The 17,727-nt window shown below is 62.7% G+C and carries 11 protein-coding genes; 7 read left to right on the top strand and 4 right to left on the bottom strand.

Going from position 1 to position 17,727, the window contains the following annotated elements; genetic code table 11:
• Positions 1-333: 333 nt before the first annotated feature.
• Positions 334-2,247: a hypothetical protein gene (locus tag AB0M24_RS38455; protein ID WP_363778412.1), complete on the top strand. Its 1,914-nt coding sequence runs from the start codon at positions 334-336 to the stop codon at positions 2,245-2,247.
• Between the two features lie 440 nt (positions 2,248-2,687).
• Here the strand turns inward: AB0M24_RS38455 and AB0M24_RS38450 are convergent, their stop codons facing one another.
• The 4 genes from AB0M24_RS38450 to AB0M24_RS38435 are packed head-to-tail and all read right to left on the bottom strand — an operon-like array spanning position 2,688 to position 6,742.
• Positions 2,688-4,085, bottom strand: a complete 1,398-nt coding sequence (locus tag AB0M24_RS38450) for an FAD-dependent monooxygenase (protein WP_363778411.1) — start codon at positions 4,083-4,085, stop codon at positions 2,688-2,690.
• A 33-nt stretch (positions 4,086-4,118) separates the two neighbouring features.
• Positions 4,119-5,375, bottom strand: coding sequence for an MAB_1171c family putative transporter (locus AB0M24_RS38445; RefSeq protein ID WP_363778410.1), 1,257 nt, complete (start codon positions 5,373-5,375; stop codon positions 4,119-4,121).
• Positions 5,368-5,973, bottom strand: coding sequence for a hypothetical protein (locus tag AB0M24_RS38440; RefSeq protein WP_363778409.1), 606 nt, complete (start codon positions 5,971-5,973; stop codon positions 5,368-5,370). Before AB0M24_RS38440 ends, AB0M24_RS38445 begins: the two co-directional genes overlap by 8 nt.
• Positions 5,974-5,995: 22 nt before the next feature.
• Positions 5,996-6,742, bottom strand: coding sequence for a helix-turn-helix domain-containing protein (locus tag AB0M24_RS38435; protein ID WP_363778408.1), 747 nt, complete (start codon positions 6,740-6,742; stop codon positions 5,996-5,998).
• A 200-nt stretch (positions 6,743-6,942) separates the two neighbouring features.
• Here AB0M24_RS38435 and AB0M24_RS38430 point away from each other — a divergent pair, with 200 nt between their 5' ends.
• The 6 genes from AB0M24_RS38430 to AB0M24_RS38405 all read left to right on the top strand — a co-directional run bounded on the left by AB0M24_RS38430 (position 6,943) and on the right by AB0M24_RS38405 (position 17,701).
• A complete protein-coding gene (locus AB0M24_RS38430; protein ID WP_363778407.1) occupies positions 6,943-8,085 on the top strand; it encodes a diguanylate cyclase in 1,143 nt (380 codons plus the stop codon).
• 665 nt (positions 8,086-8,750) lie between these two features.
• Positions 8,751-8,930: a hypothetical protein gene (locus AB0M24_RS38425; RefSeq protein ID WP_363778406.1), complete on the top strand. Its 180-nt coding sequence runs from the start codon at positions 8,751-8,753 to the stop codon at positions 8,928-8,930.
• Positions 8,931-9,119: 189 nt separating this feature from the next.
• The gene (locus AB0M24_RS38420) at positions 9,120-10,079 is read left to right on the top strand and encodes an alpha/beta fold hydrolase (RefSeq protein WP_363778405.1); all 960 of its coding nucleotides are present in this window, start codon (positions 9,120-9,122) and stop codon (positions 10,077-10,079) included.
• Positions 10,076-12,100 (top strand): hypothetical protein, encoded by a 2,025-nt coding sequence (locus tag AB0M24_RS38415; protein ID WP_363778404.1) that lies wholly within the window; start codon positions 10,076-10,078, stop codon positions 12,098-12,100. The genes AB0M24_RS38420 and AB0M24_RS38415 overlap by 4 nt, the downstream gene beginning before the upstream one ends.
• A complete protein-coding gene (locus AB0M24_RS38410; RefSeq protein WP_363778403.1) occupies positions 12,100-13,023 on the top strand; it encodes a MoxR family ATPase in 924 nt (307 codons plus the stop codon). Before AB0M24_RS38415 ends, AB0M24_RS38410 begins: the two co-directional genes overlap by 1 nt.
• Complete coding sequence (locus AB0M24_RS38405) at positions 13,016-17,701, top strand: SAV_2336 N-terminal domain-related protein (protein WP_363778402.1); 4,686 nt, start codon at positions 13,016-13,018, stop codon at positions 17,699-17,701. Before AB0M24_RS38410 ends, AB0M24_RS38405 begins: the two co-directional genes overlap by 8 nt.
• The last annotated feature ends 26 nt before the right edge of the window (positions 17,702-17,727 follow it).

Raw genomic sequence — 17,727 nt, 5'->3', positions numbered from 1 at the left:
TTGCTATTGCTACTTCCTATATCTCCCACGCGACTTGGAATCTGCTTTCTGCTCGCGCCCAGTAGTACACACGCAGGCTACGTGGCCCACCCGCTGGCAACTGTCCGAAACGGCCCGTGCGGAGCGGCTCGGTGTGCTGGCGCGCCGCACGACTATTGACAGCACTGCTTAGGCCGAGGAGCGTCGAAACAGGCACTTCGGTGAGCGGAGCACGTCATGGCTGGAATGCGTAGTCCAGGACTCCCTCGGCCAGACCACCACCCAGGCCAGGGGCCAGTCATCAGCGATCCCTTGCCCGGGCACATCCGAATAGCGGCGTTTGGTGACTCGCTCATGTGGGGCCAGGGCAACAAACGAGCCGATCGGTTCTCGATGCGGTTCACTCAGCTGATCGGTTCAACGTTCGGTAAGCCCAGCCAGCCTGGGGCGCTCGTGTTCGATGCTTCACGTTCGGGAGCCAAGGTCCGCGATCTTCCTGGGGAACGCCTCGAGTTCACCGACACTTACCCGTTCCTGTTCCCCGACGCGACGGCCCGCAAGCAGTTCCTCGATGGCACTACCGACGCCCCAGCGCACGGGCTATACGGCGAGATCCCAGCGACCTTCCCGACGGTGCTGGGGCAGGTGAAGATGCTGCCCGTCGCTGCAGGCAAGAAGGTTAATGTCGCCCTCGTCACTGGCGGCCTAAACGACATCTCTCCCGAGGACGTCATCAACCCGTTGCTCTACACAGGGCGCTACATCGAACGTTACGACGGCGACATCCGACGCGTCGTGGAAGACAATGTCACCGCTCTGCTCCAGGCCGTGCGCACCAGGTGTCCCAACGCCGTCATCTTCTACTTCGGCTTCTACTCCGGCGCCTCGTACTCCTCGGACGCCGACAAACTTCGTGCCTTGTTCAAGCACGAGTACAACGACGACTTCAAGTGGTGGCTCAACAGGTACGTCTACAAAATGATCGACGTCAACAAGATGATCAACGAGGCACAGACACGATCCGAGTGGTTCCACGGCCGCTGGCAGTACTGGACTCGCAGAGCCGTCAACTATATGAACACCGATGATGCCCGCCGTGGACCTGGTGTTATCTTCGTGCCCTCCCACTTCAGCTCATCACATGCGGGCTTCACGCCGAACTCCCGACTCTGGGATGACTACGATTCTCCGACCCAGGATCCTGCCGCTGCCGATCGGGCACGGCTCATTCCACGCTTTCGTGAACTCCAGGACATGCGAGATCTTGTCGCTTTCATCGGTCTGGGCCATGTGGGCGGGGCTTATGCGAGGGCGCGCAAGGAAGCTGCGAAGCTTAACGCTGCGATCGATGGACCCCTGACAGTCAAGCGTGACCTGGCTGACTTTGTGGCCGGCCGGGATGGTGCCCGAGATCTGCTGCTGGAGTCGCTCATTGATGAGGTGCACCGCATCCAGCACGGGCTCATCGCGTCCATGGCGCACCCCAACGCGCAGGGCACCCTGAGTTACGCCACCCAGGCCATCACCAGATACTTCGAGCATCAGGTAACGATGGTCGAAGTAGCGGCTGAAACCACGATGCGTCTTCCAGCAGGGAGGCCGCGGCCGACACCTCTCGATGACCTGTTGAAGCGGTGCAACTTGCGTACCGCTGGGCGCGCGCTCGCAGCCGATGTCACCCATCTCGATATCGACTCACTAGCCATGATCATCAAAACGGCCCCGAACTCTGCACGCAACCTGGGCATGTCTGCCAGCTTGGTCCTGACCCTGACAAACCGTGCCGGTGGCGGAACGATGACCAGGTCGTTCTTGCTCACGTTCGTGAACTACATCAACCCCGTCGACGTCGTGGCCCGCGACGCGGACCCGATCGGGAAGCCCTACCCGTACCTCGAGCCAGGAACGACGAACCGCCTCACGACCGTGACGACCTCAGACAACCCGATCAAGCTCGAGGATGTCGTTGGCTCCCACCTCGTCTTGGGGCCTGACCCGTGGGCGACCGGGTCGGCCAAGGTCCGTCGGCGCTACGGTCGCGTTTGGGCCCCTGACTCGGTCACGTTGGAGGTCAACGGTGTTCGAGTCATGACCGCTGAACTGTTCGGCAAGACCTTCGGCCCGAGCAGTCACATCGATCTCGGATGGCCAGCAGCGAGCGGCGGAGAACGCGTCAAACCCGCGGCTAGGTTGGACAAGGTCAGACGAGTGCGTCCGTTGGGGAAGCTAAAGACGAACCCGCGCCTACCTGGACGAAGGGCTTTGTAGACCCCGTGCGTGCCCGCGGCCCTAATTCGTCGACACTGACGGCTTCTAGCTATGGAGGTCACCTCACGCAAATGCCACCAACACCGGCCAGCAGCTCGAGCCGGGTGCGGTCACGACCAAGCAACAACCGCAGTCACTTCAGGCAGACAGAACCAATAGAGCGATGGCAAAACAGCTTAAGCCGACGGAAGACCGCCGGTCGGCACGTTCGCGCGGGAGATCGGGCTGGCGGCTGCACGCCCGGCTCGAGCTGTCACCACAGCCAGCCAGGACACTTCGCATTGGGACGCCTGCATTGACTTAGATCCGCTGCACGATTGACTTAGATCCGCACGCTCTGTCCTTTATGGACGACTTCCTCGGCGAGATGCGGGGGCAGGGGCCATCAGCCGCTGATCATCGCGCCAGAAGATGATCAGCCGCCTGAGTTGGGATGTCGGCTACGTGCTCGGCCGCGAGGATGTGGGCCGTTCGTCTGCGGTGAGAGGAGGCTCGATCCGCGCTCGCCGTCGTGGACCCAGCAGAGTGCCGAAAAGGACGCGAGGAGCTAGGAGACGGCGTGGAGGTCCCGAGAGGGTGTAGACATCCAGTTGCGCGGCGGCGACGGCAGGACGCGTGGTTGCTGCCGAAGTTACGCGGTCCAGAAACCGCTGTTGCAGGCGGGCCACAGAGCCGGGACGCGGCCCAAGTGTTGTCGGGTACCGCAGGTCTTGGCGGGTGGCCATCTCCCAAGCGAGGTCGGCTTCGTCGGCGATATCGCGTTGGATGCGATGAGCGCCGTTGTTGATGCCGTGGCGGTGAAGTCCTGCGTCGAGGGCGAGTGCGCCGCGGGCGGCGATCGCCATGCCGTGTCCGTAGATGGGGTTGAAGGTGCAGGCGGCGTCGCCGAGCACGACGAATCCGCTCGGCCAGTCCGGTAGATCGTGGAAGTGACGGCGCCGGTTGCCTGGGATGCGGAAGCCGCGGGGTGAGGTGAGCGGCTGGGCGGTGTCGATGAGGTCGGCGATGATGGGATGGCGCAGGCTTCGGGCGTATGCAGCGAACCCGGCCTCGTCGGTGGGAGGCTGGTGGTCGCGGGTGCCGACAAGGGTGACGATCCATTGCCCGTCTTCGATGGGTACCAGGACTCCGGCTTTGACGTAGTCGGTGCGGGCCGGGTCGGACATGATGTTGATTTCAGGAAATTCATCCCTGGCAGCATCTGGCGCCTGGTACAGGCGGGTGCTGTAGAAGACCTGCGGATCGATGTGTACCTCGGCCGGTGCTGGTACGCCGAGCGTAGCGAGCCACTCGATGACTGCGGAACCATGGCCGGTGGCATCGACGACAAAGTCGGCTTCGATCTCGCTGGTCTGCCCGTTCGGCCGATCCCGAAGGCGCACCCCGGTGACTTGCTTCGGGCCGCCGAGCAATCCGATGGCGTCGGTGGCTTGGCGGACACTGATACGGGGATCGGAAAGGACGCGGCGCCGGACGATCCAGTCGAGCAGGCTGCGGCTGCAGGAGATGAGGTACTGCATCTCCTCGAAGCGCTCGTACCATCCGCTCGAGACCAACGCGAGAAGGCGGTTAGGTGCGCCGATGTGCTGTGCACCGTGATCGAGTAGTTCTCGGGTTGTGTCAGGCAACAGCTCATCCAACGCGCGGGCGCCTCCAGAGACCAGCACATGGGTGTGGTAGGCCTGCGGTGTACCGCCGCGGTGGACAGGTCCGTCGGGCAGTCGGTCGCGCTCGATGATGGTGACCACGTCGACATGACGAGTCAGCACAGTCGCGGCAAGGGTGCCGGCCAGCCCGCCTCCCAGGACGACAGCATGCGATGGCTTTCCGGTGGGCATGGGCGAGCGTCCTTCCCGAATGGCTGCCAGGGCTTAGGGATGCGGCTGTGCGCGCACGGACTGAGTTTCCTGGGATGCGGCCAGGACGGCCTCGTTGCTCAGCGGACTGGTGAAGGCACGGGCGATGAGAACGAGTCGTCGACGTTCGCCGGCGAAGGCATGTCCCGCATCATCGGTGTCATCAGCATGAGTCTGATTTGGACGGTCGATGGTGCCGCCGTCGGTGGTTCGGGCCAGCAAGGCGGTCTTGAGATGGACGGCTTCCTCTAGGGCCGCGGTTTGCACGTCGTCAAGGTCAGCTTGGCGTGCTTGCTGTCGCGCAGCAGCCATCAAACCGGCATCGCGTTGCGAGGAGAGCTGGTGGAGCCAGTCGTTGATCTCGATAACGCGCCAGAACAGTCGCCTCCGAAGGCTGAAGCGATCGGCCAGAGATCTGGGCGTGTGCACCATTTCCGGCTCGACACTCCGCAGGGCTTGCCACAGGTCTGCGAGCGCACGGTAGTCGCGAAGGTCGGCACCGATATGCGTGATGCGACTCCACGCCGACGACAGGCCTGGCCCCCAGGCAGCGATGCTGTTGCCGACAACTACCAAAGGCACGCCAAGGACGGAGAGCGCTGGCGCGATCTCGCTGCTCCAGGAGTCCAACTCGGCACCGAACCAGCTGCCGACCACTGCGGCCAAGCTGATCACGCCGTAGGCGACCGGGAACAGAATGCCCACTGCCGTCAGGCGCAGTCCTCGACGCAACCAAGGTCGGTCGGCGGTCTCAGGATGGTGGGACCACTGCCAGCACAGGCGAACGACGTTGGCCACGCCGACTGCATAGGACACGAAGTACAGAACGAGGAGCGGGGCCAGGTAGGGCGCCCGTGCGTATGCGGCGGCGAAGTCGAGGTGATGCTCGGCAGGGCGGTCGCCCAGGAAGAACAGCACGATGATCGAGGCCGCCACGCTCGAGTAGGTCAGCACCAGCCATCGCGAGGTCTGCCATGCCGCCGCCGGCGGATGCAGCCAGTAGACGAGCATGGTTTGTACTGAGCACACAAACCCCAAGGCAAAGCAGAACCCCAGCAAGATCGAGAGACTGTGGACCCCGGTCATGCTGTCGAGGTTCACGCCGATTGCTGGTGCGGCCAGTAGCACTGCTGGAGCGGCAAACAGGCAGGAAACGCAGACGGGCCGGATCGCCGGTTTGCGATCGGCCGGGGCATGGCGTAGCGCTTGGTACTTGTACAGCCCCAACGCGGCGATGCCCAGTGCTGCCACGAAGAAGATTCCGTCAACCATGACGACCTCGCGGGGAGTACCCGAGGGTGTACCAAGCCCTGATGGCCAGGTCGTCCTGGCCAGGCTCGAATGGTGGGGTCTCCTGCCGATCGGCCCAATCGATCAGCCCTTGCGTCAGTGCACCAGCGACCTGGTCGGCTTCCCGTTCCTCAGCGCGTGTGAGTGTCGTACGCCCGGCAAGGATCCGCAGCATGTCCGAAGACAAATCGGGATAGAACAAGGCGCGTGCTTCCTCTGCAGTCAGCTGCATGGGCCGGTGCTCGCAGAGCATGTGCGCTATCTCGTGCAGCAGGATCAGGAGCCGGTGCACCCAGCTGCGCGCAGTGGTCACGATGACCACATGAACGTCGTCGTCGGTGACCGCCCACAGGCCGCTCACGCCGGCGCCCAGATCGTCGAATCGCAGTCGGACTTCTCTCTGGAGGCGTTGGGCCATCACCTCGCATAGCCGGAGGCACACGGTCTCGGTCGTCGCCGTTGGCGCAAGATCCAAGTCGCGGATCAACTCGTCGCGTAGGCCCCGCAGGTGCCGAGCCTTCATAGCCGCATCACCGCCCTTCACCGCTCTGGTGCTGCGCCACAGCGAGATCGCAGGCATCAGTCGGCCGCTTCATCGCGAATCACCTCAAGCTGCTTTCACCGGTAGCGCCTGATGGTCCGAGGTCGGGCTGCTCCAGCAGCCGTAGTAGCTCCTCGGACTCGACCTCGGGCCGTAACGCACGCACAAGCGCCAGCACCACCTTGGTCCGTACCTCGGCCGAAGGGGATGTCGCTGTCGCCCTCAGGATGACCTCGTTGACCCCCAGGCGCTCCATCGTTTGATGGGTCTCCAGTTGCTCCTCTACACGGCCGGCGAGCTCCTCGTCGAAGAAGTAGGCGGGCTCCGCGCCGAAGGCGACCGCGAGGGCGATCACGTGCTTGAGTTTCGGGCTGGGATTCTTGCCGCTGCGCAGGTCGCGAATGGTGTTCGGAGCGATCGTCCAACCGTCGTCGCCGATGGCCTCTGCCCTGCGGCGCACCGTGGCCGCCACGGCCTCCGGCGTGATTTCACCCTGGCCAGGCGGGTGTACCAGTGAGAACAACCGGTTGAGCTTGACAGCGAACGGACGGTCGGGCAGGTGAGGCGTGCGATCGCGGCGGCCGCCCACGAAGAAGGCCGGGTGCACGTCCAAGGCCTCGGACAAGGCGACGACGGTCTGCAGCGTGGGCTCGCGGCGCCCTTTCCGCAGGTGCGCGATGTAGCTGTGTGTGATGCCGGTGGCTTGTCCAAGCTCGACGTTGGAGTACGGCCGTCCGGTGCCGGCTCGCGGGGCCGAACACAGCTGGTCGAGCACATCCGCGAACGACGGCCACGCCTGTACGTCCATACGCCCACCCCCGGCCCGAACTTGTACTGAATTGAGGAAATATCACCAGATCGGCGCATTCTGGTTGAAGTCTTGCTCTTATCAGCCTAATGTCACGAGCACTTGCCTTCAACCGCCCTGAAGGGTGACAAACCTGAAACAGCAATCCAGTACAACTCCGGTGGGTGACGCCGGGTAGAAGCGTTCGGGGGATCGTCAGGATGACCGCGCCAACTACAGCCACAGCCACATCGTCACGACTGAGTGAACCGCCGCCCCGGCAGTGCGCATCGTGCGGCCAGCCTCGGGGGACCTGGGATCAGGATCGACTGACGGGCTTGCTTAACCGGTGGGGCTGGGACGTTCACGCCCCACACGCCCTCAGCAAGGCTCTGCGCCGAGGTCAGTCGGCCACGCTGCTCTTCATCGATCTGGACCACTTCAAATCCGTCAACGACGAGTTCGGCCACTCGACTGGTGACGCCGTCCTGAGTGCGGCCGCCGAGGTGCTACGCAACGCCGTTCGCGACTCCGACCTGGTAGGTCGTTTCGGAGGCGACGAGTTCGTAGTCCTGGCGCCTGGCGCAGACACCGAACATGCTCTCGCTGTAGGGCGACGGATCCACGCAGATATCGCTGCTATCAGCCTCGCCCCCGCGGAAGCCTCAGGTATCGAGGCGGTCCTCAGCGGATTCAGTGCCTCCATCGGCATTGCCGTTCACACACCTGGAGCGGACGACGCCGACGTCGACAAGCTGCTGCTCGATGCCGATGCTGCCCTTCGGCGCGCCAAGCGCGTTGGACGCAACACGATCCGCATCGCCTCGTCGACACTCGATACCGGACTCGACGATCCCAACGAGCTGCCCAGCAGCCCCGGATCATCGCGGTACGACCTCGTACCTCTGCAGCGGCCGACGCCGTGCATGCCCTGCCGCACAGTCATTCCGGCTCGAGAATCGACGTACTGGTTCGGCCTGTACAACCTGCTCCAGCTTCTGAGAGGCGAGTGGGTGCCGGCCATCCTCGGCACACTTGCTGATGGCCCTCAGCACTTCTCCGAGATCTTGGCGACCATTCACGACACCGCGATCGGGCAACCCGACTCGGACCGCTGGTTGCACGACAGCATCCTGACTCGAACCCTGCGCAGCATGGAGGACAAGAACCTCGTGGTGCGGCATGAGCAACCAGCACGGTTCCCGAAGTCGACCATGTACGAACTGACTCCATTGGCGGACACGCTGCTGACGGACCTTGCGCCCGCCGTGCAACGGGGTTCCTTTCCAGACGCCCACGGACGCCTTCCAGATTCGACAGGAACCCGAGGCGTCGATGAGCTACCTCTGCGCTCCGCTGTCTAACGTTCGCGGCCCGCATGAGTTGCCGGGCCAGGACGGCTTGGTTCTGTCTGCGTGAAGTGACCGCGGTTGTTCGTTGGTCGTGACCGCACCCGGCGAGGTCGTGAGGCTGGTGTTGGTGGCATCTGACCGCAGGGTGAGATTGTTCGCCTTCTGCGACGGCGGTTGTTCATTAACCTGGACGGCAGGGGCTTGATCGTCCGGGTCGATGTTCACGAATTTTGACGTCGGGGTTGCCGGCGGTAGGAGCATGGTCGCTTCGCGTGTGCCGAGGAGCCGCTCGTGCCGTCGATGTCGAGGGTGGAGCTGTACGCCGCGATTCGCCGGGATGCCCGTGCGGGGCTGTCCGGACCAGAGGAGAAGAACTACGTCGCGATCGCCTCCAACGAGAGGACTCAGCGACTGGACCAAGACCTTCACCGACCCGCGGCTCTGCGCGATCGTCGACCGGGGCCCACCCACGGCGGCAACACCATCGAGACCGGAACCAAACCCTGCGGGCTCACCCAGACCTGCGCCCTCAACAAAGATCGGCCAGCGTGGTGATCACCACCGCCTGAGCGCCACCGAGATTAACTAGTGCGGTCCAAACTCATCGACATTGATCATGCGCTTAATCGCCAACTGCGGTCAGAACTGACCGGCATCCGCGGTCAGTTCTGACCTTCATGGCCACGCCGTGGTGCGCTGCCGAGCCGCAGCAAGACCGCGGCATCAAGACCGGCAACCGAACACACCTGACGTTCGCCGATGTGCTCGTCATGGCGCAGACGCTCAACGTCGGGGTTGCTGAGCTGTTCGACGGATACGGGCCTGTCGCTACCGCCGACCACGTCGTCCAGTCTTGACTGATGATCAGGCTTCTGTTCAGAGGGGCGAATGCTCCGGAAGGCCTAGTCAGCCGGGATCCGCAGACTCATCACGCTGAGCTGCTTCGGACTGCGGTAACGATACGTGACACGTTCCGTTGACGTGGTAACACATCGCTTCCTCTCAGCGAGGTGTTAGGAACAGGGAACCTGGGAGGAAGCTTCGCCATGACGCGGCTCGTGTTCGTCCACGGTATCGGTGGTGTACGTGATACTGACCGCGAGCGAGCTGCTTGGCTGGAAGCCCTGCTCATCGGCGCCCGTCAGGCCGGTCATTCTCAGTTCGCCGCCACACTCGACCAGCAGTCCGGCCCAGAGGTCGTATTCGCCAACTACGCAGACTTGTTCGCCAAGCCCGGCGCTCAAACCGACGGCGAGATCGATCTCAATGAGCGTGAAGCGATGATCCTGGCCGATCTCCTGCGCGAGGCAATCACCGTTCAGCTGACCCTGCCACACGAAGCGGCGGCCCAAAACCGCCTCAGGCATGCAGATGGCGAACTGCACACCGAGGGCGCTGCGCAGGGCGTAGGCAACATCGTCCGACGAACGGTCAACGCTGCGACCACCTTGCTAGGGCTTGGCCCACTGCGGAAGGCCGGGCAATGGGCTACCGGCAAGATGATGGTCCGCGACCTCGCCCAGGTAGCGCGCTACCTGGCTCGCGCTGAGCACGACGCGTCGGGGTCCAGTCTTGATGAGCGGATCCGCGCTCGTGTCATGGATGCACTCGGTGACTCTCCGACCATCGTAGTCGCTCACTCACTGGGCAGCGTCGTGTGTCTGGAGACGCTGCATCAGTTCACTGGCACGGTGCCTCTGTTGGTGACGCTCGGATCGCCAATCGCGATGCGCACCGTGGTGCTATCACGGCTGCGACCGACTCCGCCCCGTGCGCCGGAATCTGTGCAGCGCTGGCTCAACTTCTGGGATCGGGACGACATCATCGCCGCCCGGCCTCAGCTTGAGACAGATGTCGCCGCGAACTCTCAGGGTGTAGCTCCACATAGCTCGCGGGTTGACTCAGACGGGATGTGGGTTCACCCCGCGACAAAGTACCTGCAGCACAGCAGCGTTGCCGGTCCGGTGGCCGAGGTAGCCGCGAGGTTCAGCGCGGACTCGCAATGACCGTCCGCCGCCATGTCCTCATCGTTGCGGTCCAGTACGACCATGATCCGACCTTAACTTCCCTGATCGTCCAGGCTGCCGATGAACTCCGAAGCGTGCTCACCGATTCGACGCTGGGCGCATGTCGCCCTGGACTGCCCGATGGCTCGGAACTGCTCACAGCCAAGTGCCTGACCGCAGATGACATTCGCATCGGGATACGCGCAGCGATCGAGCATGCAAATGACCATGACGCCACACTGGTCTTGGCGATACTTGGCCATGGGTTCGTGACAGGCAGCGACCCGACGCTGTACCTCATGGCATCGCAGTCCGAGCCTGGGCTCCGAGCCAGTGCAGTCAACGTGCGCGAGCTGCTGATAGAGGCGGCGGACATGCCACGGGTCAACGGTGTCATTGCCATCATCGATACGTGCACTGCGGTGGCGGCTGCCCCGGACCTTGGGCGACTGGCCGCCGGCATCCGCACCGGAAAGACTCGATGCAATCTGCTCATGGCGTCTGCGCTACACCAGGAGGCGTTCAACCTGCGGCTGTCGCGGCAGGTCGCCAGCGTCTTGCGTGTTGGAATTCGTGGAGCTGGGCCAACGCTCAGCCCCTCCTCGATCCTTGGCCGAGTTCGCGAGAAGCTCGTTGGTCAGGACACGGTCTCTGTGACCTACGACGGCGACTCACTGGCCGAGGAACATCTGTGGCTCGCCCACAACCGGCGCCACGGCGTCATCAGGCCTGTACATGGTGATGATCCAGCAGCAGGCCAGCTCGGGGAGCTACTCCTCGAGCTTAGGCTGCCCGTCGAGTTGGCCAGGGATCGAAGCAGCTCCGGGCTCGATGAGCTGCGGCGACAACTCGAGGTTCAGGAGTGGTCAGTAGAGAAGGAACTTGCCCTCAAGACGATCGACAACCTCGACGTCGCAACGCGGACCACGATGTATCTACGAGGCAATCTCGCCCACGCGTTGAGCCAAGCCACGCTTCGCCGTGCCGCGCACATCGCCCGATTGCCGGCCCTGCCCATGCACTTGGCGAACGACGCGGCCGTTCTGGATCATCTCGCATTGTCTCATCCGACTACGGAGCCGGACTGCCGGCAACAGCTTGCCAGGTTCGTAACCGCACTGATCGTCGAGTCCGGCGGCGAACTGGGCGACGTTCGACTTCAAGCCTGGGCGGACTCAGTCGACGCGATCTCTGAACTGAACACCGCGCTCGAGTCGATGCGAGACCGTCACGCGTCCAGGCGCCTTCGGCTCATCATCAGCCTGCATGCCTCAGTCGCTGGCGATTGGCCCGAGACGGTCTCCGCGTGGTTACTTCGGGACGGTGAGCGGTACCAGCAAGACGAGTTCACATGTCTGCCAGATCGCGAGGGCGTGGAAGCCGCACTGGTTGACGCCATGGACTGGGCGGTGGAACACGCTGAGGATCTTGATCTGGATCTGCGGCACGTCGATGTCGCCTTGCCTACCGCGCTACTGGTGCGGTGGCGCCCCGAAGAGGTCCATTACCACCAGAAGCTGGGCTTGGACTTTCTTGTGTCGACCCGTTGGAGCGACCGGTTGAAGCCGAATCGCATGATGGTTCGCGCTATCAACCATGCGTCCCGACGCCTGGCTGAGCTCGATGCGGGCAGTCCTGACTCACCGGTGGACTGGCTGGACGGACCTGTCCTCGGCGATCTCATCCAGCTGCGCGACAACCTTGCCAACGGCCGTTATGGACGTGCGCTCGGTCTAGGCCGACGGCCGCGCGCTCGGGAGGGCCTGCTGGACCTGCTGTTGATGCACTCGCCGATCCTGCTGTGGCCGCAGACGGTCGACGAATTCCCACCCGACCTGCGTGACAGCGTGACCAAGTGTTGGCACCTCTTGCCTGATGAACTGCTGTACAGCTACCGGCTGCGTTGGGGCAGCGGTACCTCGGGAGGTATCGCCGATCTGCGCGCAGTGTGGGACGACGAAGAGTGGCTGGGGTTCTGCCGCCGCATCCAGCCACGAACGGCGAAACGAGGGAGCAACTGATGGCCTGGAGTCAGCTCTACCGCGGCGACGGAGCCGTCCGCGAGGTCGTGCTGCCCGATCCGCCTCCGTGGCGAACCTTTCCCCGGCCGTCGCTCGGCAAGATCTTCCAGCCGCCAGAGGGTCTGTCTGACGCCGTCAACGCGGCACTGTGCCTACGACGTCCCATGCTGATCACAGGTCCCGCCGGATCAGGCAAGTCCACCGTCATCGAGTCGGTTGCCGACGAGCTGATGCTTGGACCGGTATTGCGCTGGCACGTCACCTCCCGCAGCACTCTCACGGACGCCCTGTACCGCTACGACGTTCTCGGTCGTATCCATGCCCAGCAGCTCCAGCAAAGCGTGGACGACATCGCGCCGTTCTTGCAGCTCGGTCCGCTCGGCACAGCACTGATGCCGGCGAAGCGTCCGCGAGCCCTGCTGATCGACGAGATCGACAAAAGCGATCTCGATCTGCCCAGCGATTTGCTAGAGGTCCTTGAGCGTGGCGAGTTCGAGATCCCGGAGCTAGCCCGCTACGAGAAAGAGACCGTCTCGATCCGCGAATGGGAGAGCGGTCAGCAGCAGCCGGTCGCGCGGGGCCGGATCAGGTGTGCGGAATTCCCGTTCATCGTCATGACTAGCAACGGTGAGCGTGACTTTCCCGCACCGTTCCTGCGCCGGTGCGTCCGCTTCACGATGCCTCCCCCCAACTCACTGGTGATAAGTCAAGTGGTGCAGGCCCATTTGGGCAAGCACCCTGACAGTGACGCACAGCTGAACGAACTGGTCCAACACTTCCTCGAGCGCGCTGAGCGCGGTGAACACCTTGCAATCGACCAACTGCTCAACGCGGCGTACCTGCTGACCGGACAAGCCGCACCGACGGGCGAGCAACATGCCCGGCTGACCGAGCAGCTACTGCGCGAGCTAACCCGTGCCTGACTGGATCACGCGGTTGGTCGAGGGACTGCGGCAGATCGATCAACATCTCGACGCCACAGCCATCGCGGATGTTCTGTGGCTATCGGCCACGCCCGGAGAGTCTCCGGAACCTACTCGCCCAGACCTGCTCCCAGCAGTAGACCGACCCGCTCTTTTGACAGATCCGGCGCACTCATCAACAAGTAACCAGCCATCGCCGGAGGAACCAAAAGACTCCGAGGCCGGATTGTTTGATGGTGTGTTGCGGTCAGGTGGCGACGCCACGCCCCAACGAGGTCGGACAGTTCGGGCACCAAAGGCTCAGTCCTTGCCTCGACAGGTCGAACTGGCTCGATCATTGCGCCCGTTCCGCCGTCCATGGGCCGATGGCCCTCGGAGCCAACTCGCCATGGACGCAACCATCCAGAGCTATGCACGCACCCTGCAGTTGATCCCCGTCCTCGGGCCTTCTCCTGAGCGTTGGTTCGAGGCTGAAGTCGTCGTGGACGACGCGGTCTCGATGGCAGTCTGGGACAGCGCAATCACCGATCTCCTCCGGTTGCTGCACCAAGTAGGTGCATTTCGGTCGATCCGGCGCTGGAGCCTCACCACGACCGGTGTGCCGGTGCTGCGCGATGTCAGAGGTGAAGTGGTGCCCCTCGACCGACTCCGGTCTAGCGACCAGCGCCGCGCCATCGTCGTCGTCACTGACTGCTGCTCAGACGGATGGTTCGCCTCAGCACCATGGGACGTACTTCGAGAGCTCGCACAGAGCACTCCGGTGGCGCTGATCAATCCTTTGCCCACCAAGATGTGGGCGCAGACCGGGTTGGATCTGCCCACTGTCCGCATCGGCCCAGGCTCACCAGGGTGTCGCAACACCGCACTGCAGTACCGTGTGCCCGCCCTGTTCAGCGATGGCATCGCCAGCGACCAGCAATGGCTGCCCGTTCCAATAATGACGTTGACCCCGCACATGCTGGGACAGTGGGCCTCCACAGTGATGCGCTCCGACCCCACCGGCTGCGACGCCGTCCTGATTCCACCGAGCGGTCGCCCAGAACTACCACGGTCCTTATCGGATGATCTGGACGATCAGACGACGGCTCGTGACCTCGTAGAGGCCTTTTTCCTGACGGCCTCACCCGCAGCCGCCCGCCTGGCGACACTGTGCGCGCCGTTTAACCAGGTCAGCTTGCCAGTACTCGACATGATCCGACAGGTTCTCGTACCTGAGGCGGACACGGTCGATGTCGCTGAAGTCGTCGTGAGCGGTCTCTTCGACACATCCTGCAACAACGATCAGACCGCGCTGACATTCCGCGACGGCATCCAGGATGAACTGCGCAACGTCCTCGGCGTGCACGACGCGTGGCGAACCTATCGAGTGCTCACGCACCACATGGCCAACCATCCGGATGCGACTGCCACATTTGCTGCAGTCATCGCGGACTCTGACGGGCCGCTCGAGATTCCGCCGTCGCTACTGCCGTTCGCCGAGGCATCCCGGGATCTACGTCGGCTCTTGACCCAGGCCCAGGACCGACGTGAGGCCGATGCCAGTCCTACCAGGAGGCACTCTTCTCTGCCCGAGCCGGCGGTCCACCGACGGAGTGGGGACCCTGCGTTGGGCCTCAGCACCGCTGTGGTCAAGACCGCGTGCAAAATATGGCTAAGAGACCCTGTAGCCGCGTACGACCCAACTGTAGGTTTGGAAGATGTCATTCGCACCCACGTGCCGAAAGACCGCGAGCGGCGATATCTCGACCGGTTCTTCGAACAAGTTGCAGAACAAGTGCAGGCTCACCTGTTTGTCAACCAGGGTGCGGATCGAGATGAACTTCAGGAAGATGAGCTCGACGCAGCCGCTCGCGCAGCTGCCGACGCTCTCAACGAAGCGATCTTCACAGACGAAGACCTGGCCGACGCAAACCTCGAACCAGAGCGCCTGTTCAACACAATAAACAGGTGGTCCAGTCGGCTCACCTACGGACTGAATCGGCCCGCGGCCGAGCTCTGCGAAGACATTCTACGTGAGTGCTGTTCATTTTCCATCGAAGTGGCGAACGCGCTACCTTCGTTCACGGAAGGAGTATTTAGCGACATAATATCGCGGCCGCTCGAGATTATTCTCCGTATCAACCAGCGTCTGTACCTTCTCGCACGGAGGGCAGGAGATCGAACAGGGGCATTTGAAGCCTTTGAGGAATTCTACCTGCGCTTCCTCGCAGACACGTTGGAACGAGTTGAGGTCTTTGGACTCACGATGAGCAGTCGGGGCATCAACCATCCGCTGAGAGTTGCGCATTTGAGCATGTCAATCCAGTCGCAAATCCTCCATGGCCAATATCAGCCTTCCGGTGCGGTAGTGCATGAACAATGGGTAACGTCTGTTCAGGAGGCGCTCGGTACAACCTCCCGAGCACTGATCCGGGGCGAGGCCGGTTCAGGCAAGACAACCCTTCTGCAGTGGCTGGCGGTTCGCTGCGCTCACCGCGACTTCGATGAGCCGATGCGGGAATGGAACGGATGCGTTCCACTGTTTGTCCGATTGCGCCAACACGCAGGTAGGGACCTTCCGAAGCCGGAGCAGATTCTCAACGACGTGGGCACCGCAATCTTCGACCTGATGCCCGCGGGTTGGACTCACGAGCTGCTACGGAGCGGGCGAGCCGTCCTGCTGGTGGACGGCGTGGACGAGCTATCAATACCACAACGCAGCCATGTACGGAAATGGCTGCGGGACATGCTTCTGACGTATCCAAGTGTCCGCTATGTCGTCACGTCCAGACCAGCCGCGACGCCATGGAACTGGTTGGATGAAATGGCATTCGAGAGCCTGAACATCGAGCCGATGACCGCCTCCAACATCGACACTTTCGTCAGGTACTGGTACGCGACGCTTGCAGACGGCGCGCCTGACGCAGCCGATCTGAAGCCAACGCAAGCAGCGCGAGATGAGCTGCTCCACGCAATCAGAATCAGCCCGCACTTGGGCAGTCTCGCAACCAGTCCGCTGATGGCGTCACTCATCTGCGCCCTGCACTCCGAGTTCCACGTACGAGCACAAGACCCGATCCAGCTGTACTCAAGTGCACTGGAGATGCTCCTCGAACGAAGAGACGCTGAACGCAGGATCCGCGTGCGCAACGCGGCCGAGACGATGCGCCTTGAAGAAAAAATGGCCATTCTGGAGGACCTTGCGTATTGGCTCTTCCGAAACGGCAATTCCACCATCGGCGAGAAGCGGGCAATCGAGCGAGTCACTGCCCGCCTGGCGAGTATGCCCAACGTACACTCCTCGGCAGCCGACGTGCTTCGATATCTACTGGAGCGCAGCGGCGTATTACGCTCCCCAGCAGCGGGTCAGATCGATTTCCTGCACAGGACGTTCCACGAATTCCTTGCTGCCCGCGCAGCGGTTAAACAAGACGACATCGATCAGCTCGCACACAACGCCCACGACGACCGGTGGCGCGAGGTCATTCTCATGGCAGCCGGCTGCGGGCTGGCTCTGCAGACAGAAGAGCTACTGACGAAGATTCTCGATCGGGCCGACTCTGAGCCCGCTCATAGACGCACGCTGCGGTCTCTCGCGGTCGACTCGCTTCAGTACATAACACAGCTGAAACCAGAGCTCCGCCTGAAATTGGATGAAATCGCCGAGCAGGACGAACACACCCCAGCCAACACCGAGTCCACCACAGCTGACCAGCACAACGCCAGCCACAGCACGCCGAGCACACCCGATGACTCAGAACCGCTTCCACGATGGCCAGGCGAGCCGTCACCTACCCGCCTAGTCCTAATCGCCAGGACCAGTGATCCACTCCTGGCCGGCAGCAGGTTCGAGCACCTCGGTACAGGTTTCCTGCTTGGCCCCCGTCTCATCCTCACCGCTGCCCACACCCTGGACCACTCCGGCCCGTCAAAGTCGGTAAAGGTACGCAACAGCCGAGGAATAATCACAACAGAAAGGTGGACCGACTGTCAGTTGCTGTGGACGAACGATTCCTACGACGCGGCACTTCTCCTTGCCGGGAATGATCTAATCGACATCGCCGTCGACAGCAATGCCGCCACTCCCGAATGGGCAGAGATCGCCCACAATGAAGTGCTGCACCCCTGCTACGCCACCAGTCTCACCCTTTCACGCGAGCAGGACGATAGAGGAAGCATCCACCTTACCGGAATTCTGCGGCCCGTCGCCCGCTCTTCCCGTGAAGAATACCGGTTCGAACTCGATGCATCCATTTATGCGCCATACCGCGCAGAACCGTTCGCGAGAGTCACGGCTGGCACCCCCGTTTTCTTCGGCCGATTTCTTCTTGGCTTTATCAGGAACCCGAGAGTCGCACCAAATTATGCTGTCACCAGCATCGGCTCCCTCGCCAAGGATCCTCTATTCATCTCTGCCTGTAGCCGCTACATGCAACACATCCCCGGCCTAACTCTGTTGACCACGAAGCCATCCTCCACAACCGACCACGAGGGCGATAGGCCAGTCGGCATTCATCGACTGTCACGTCGCGAGCTTGAAATCGCGACACTATTGGCCGACGGACACTCAGCCCGAAACATCGCCACGCAGCTGCACGTGAGCATCCGCGCCGTCGAAGGCTACCTGTCTCGAATCTACGCCAAGCTTGGTGTCACGTCGCGGGTCGAACTGGCGGCCATACTCGCCCGAGAGTCCTGACGACGATGCCGGTCTTATCGTAGAAC

Origin of the sequence: Lentzea sp. NPDC051838, assembly GCF_040681245.1 — a bacterium.
Classification (GTDB): Bacteria; Actinomycetota; Actinomycetes; order Mycobacteriales; family Pseudonocardiaceae; genus Lentzea.
Note: the sequence above shows the minus strand (reverse complement) of the source record. Positions and strands in the feature narration are given on the sequence as shown.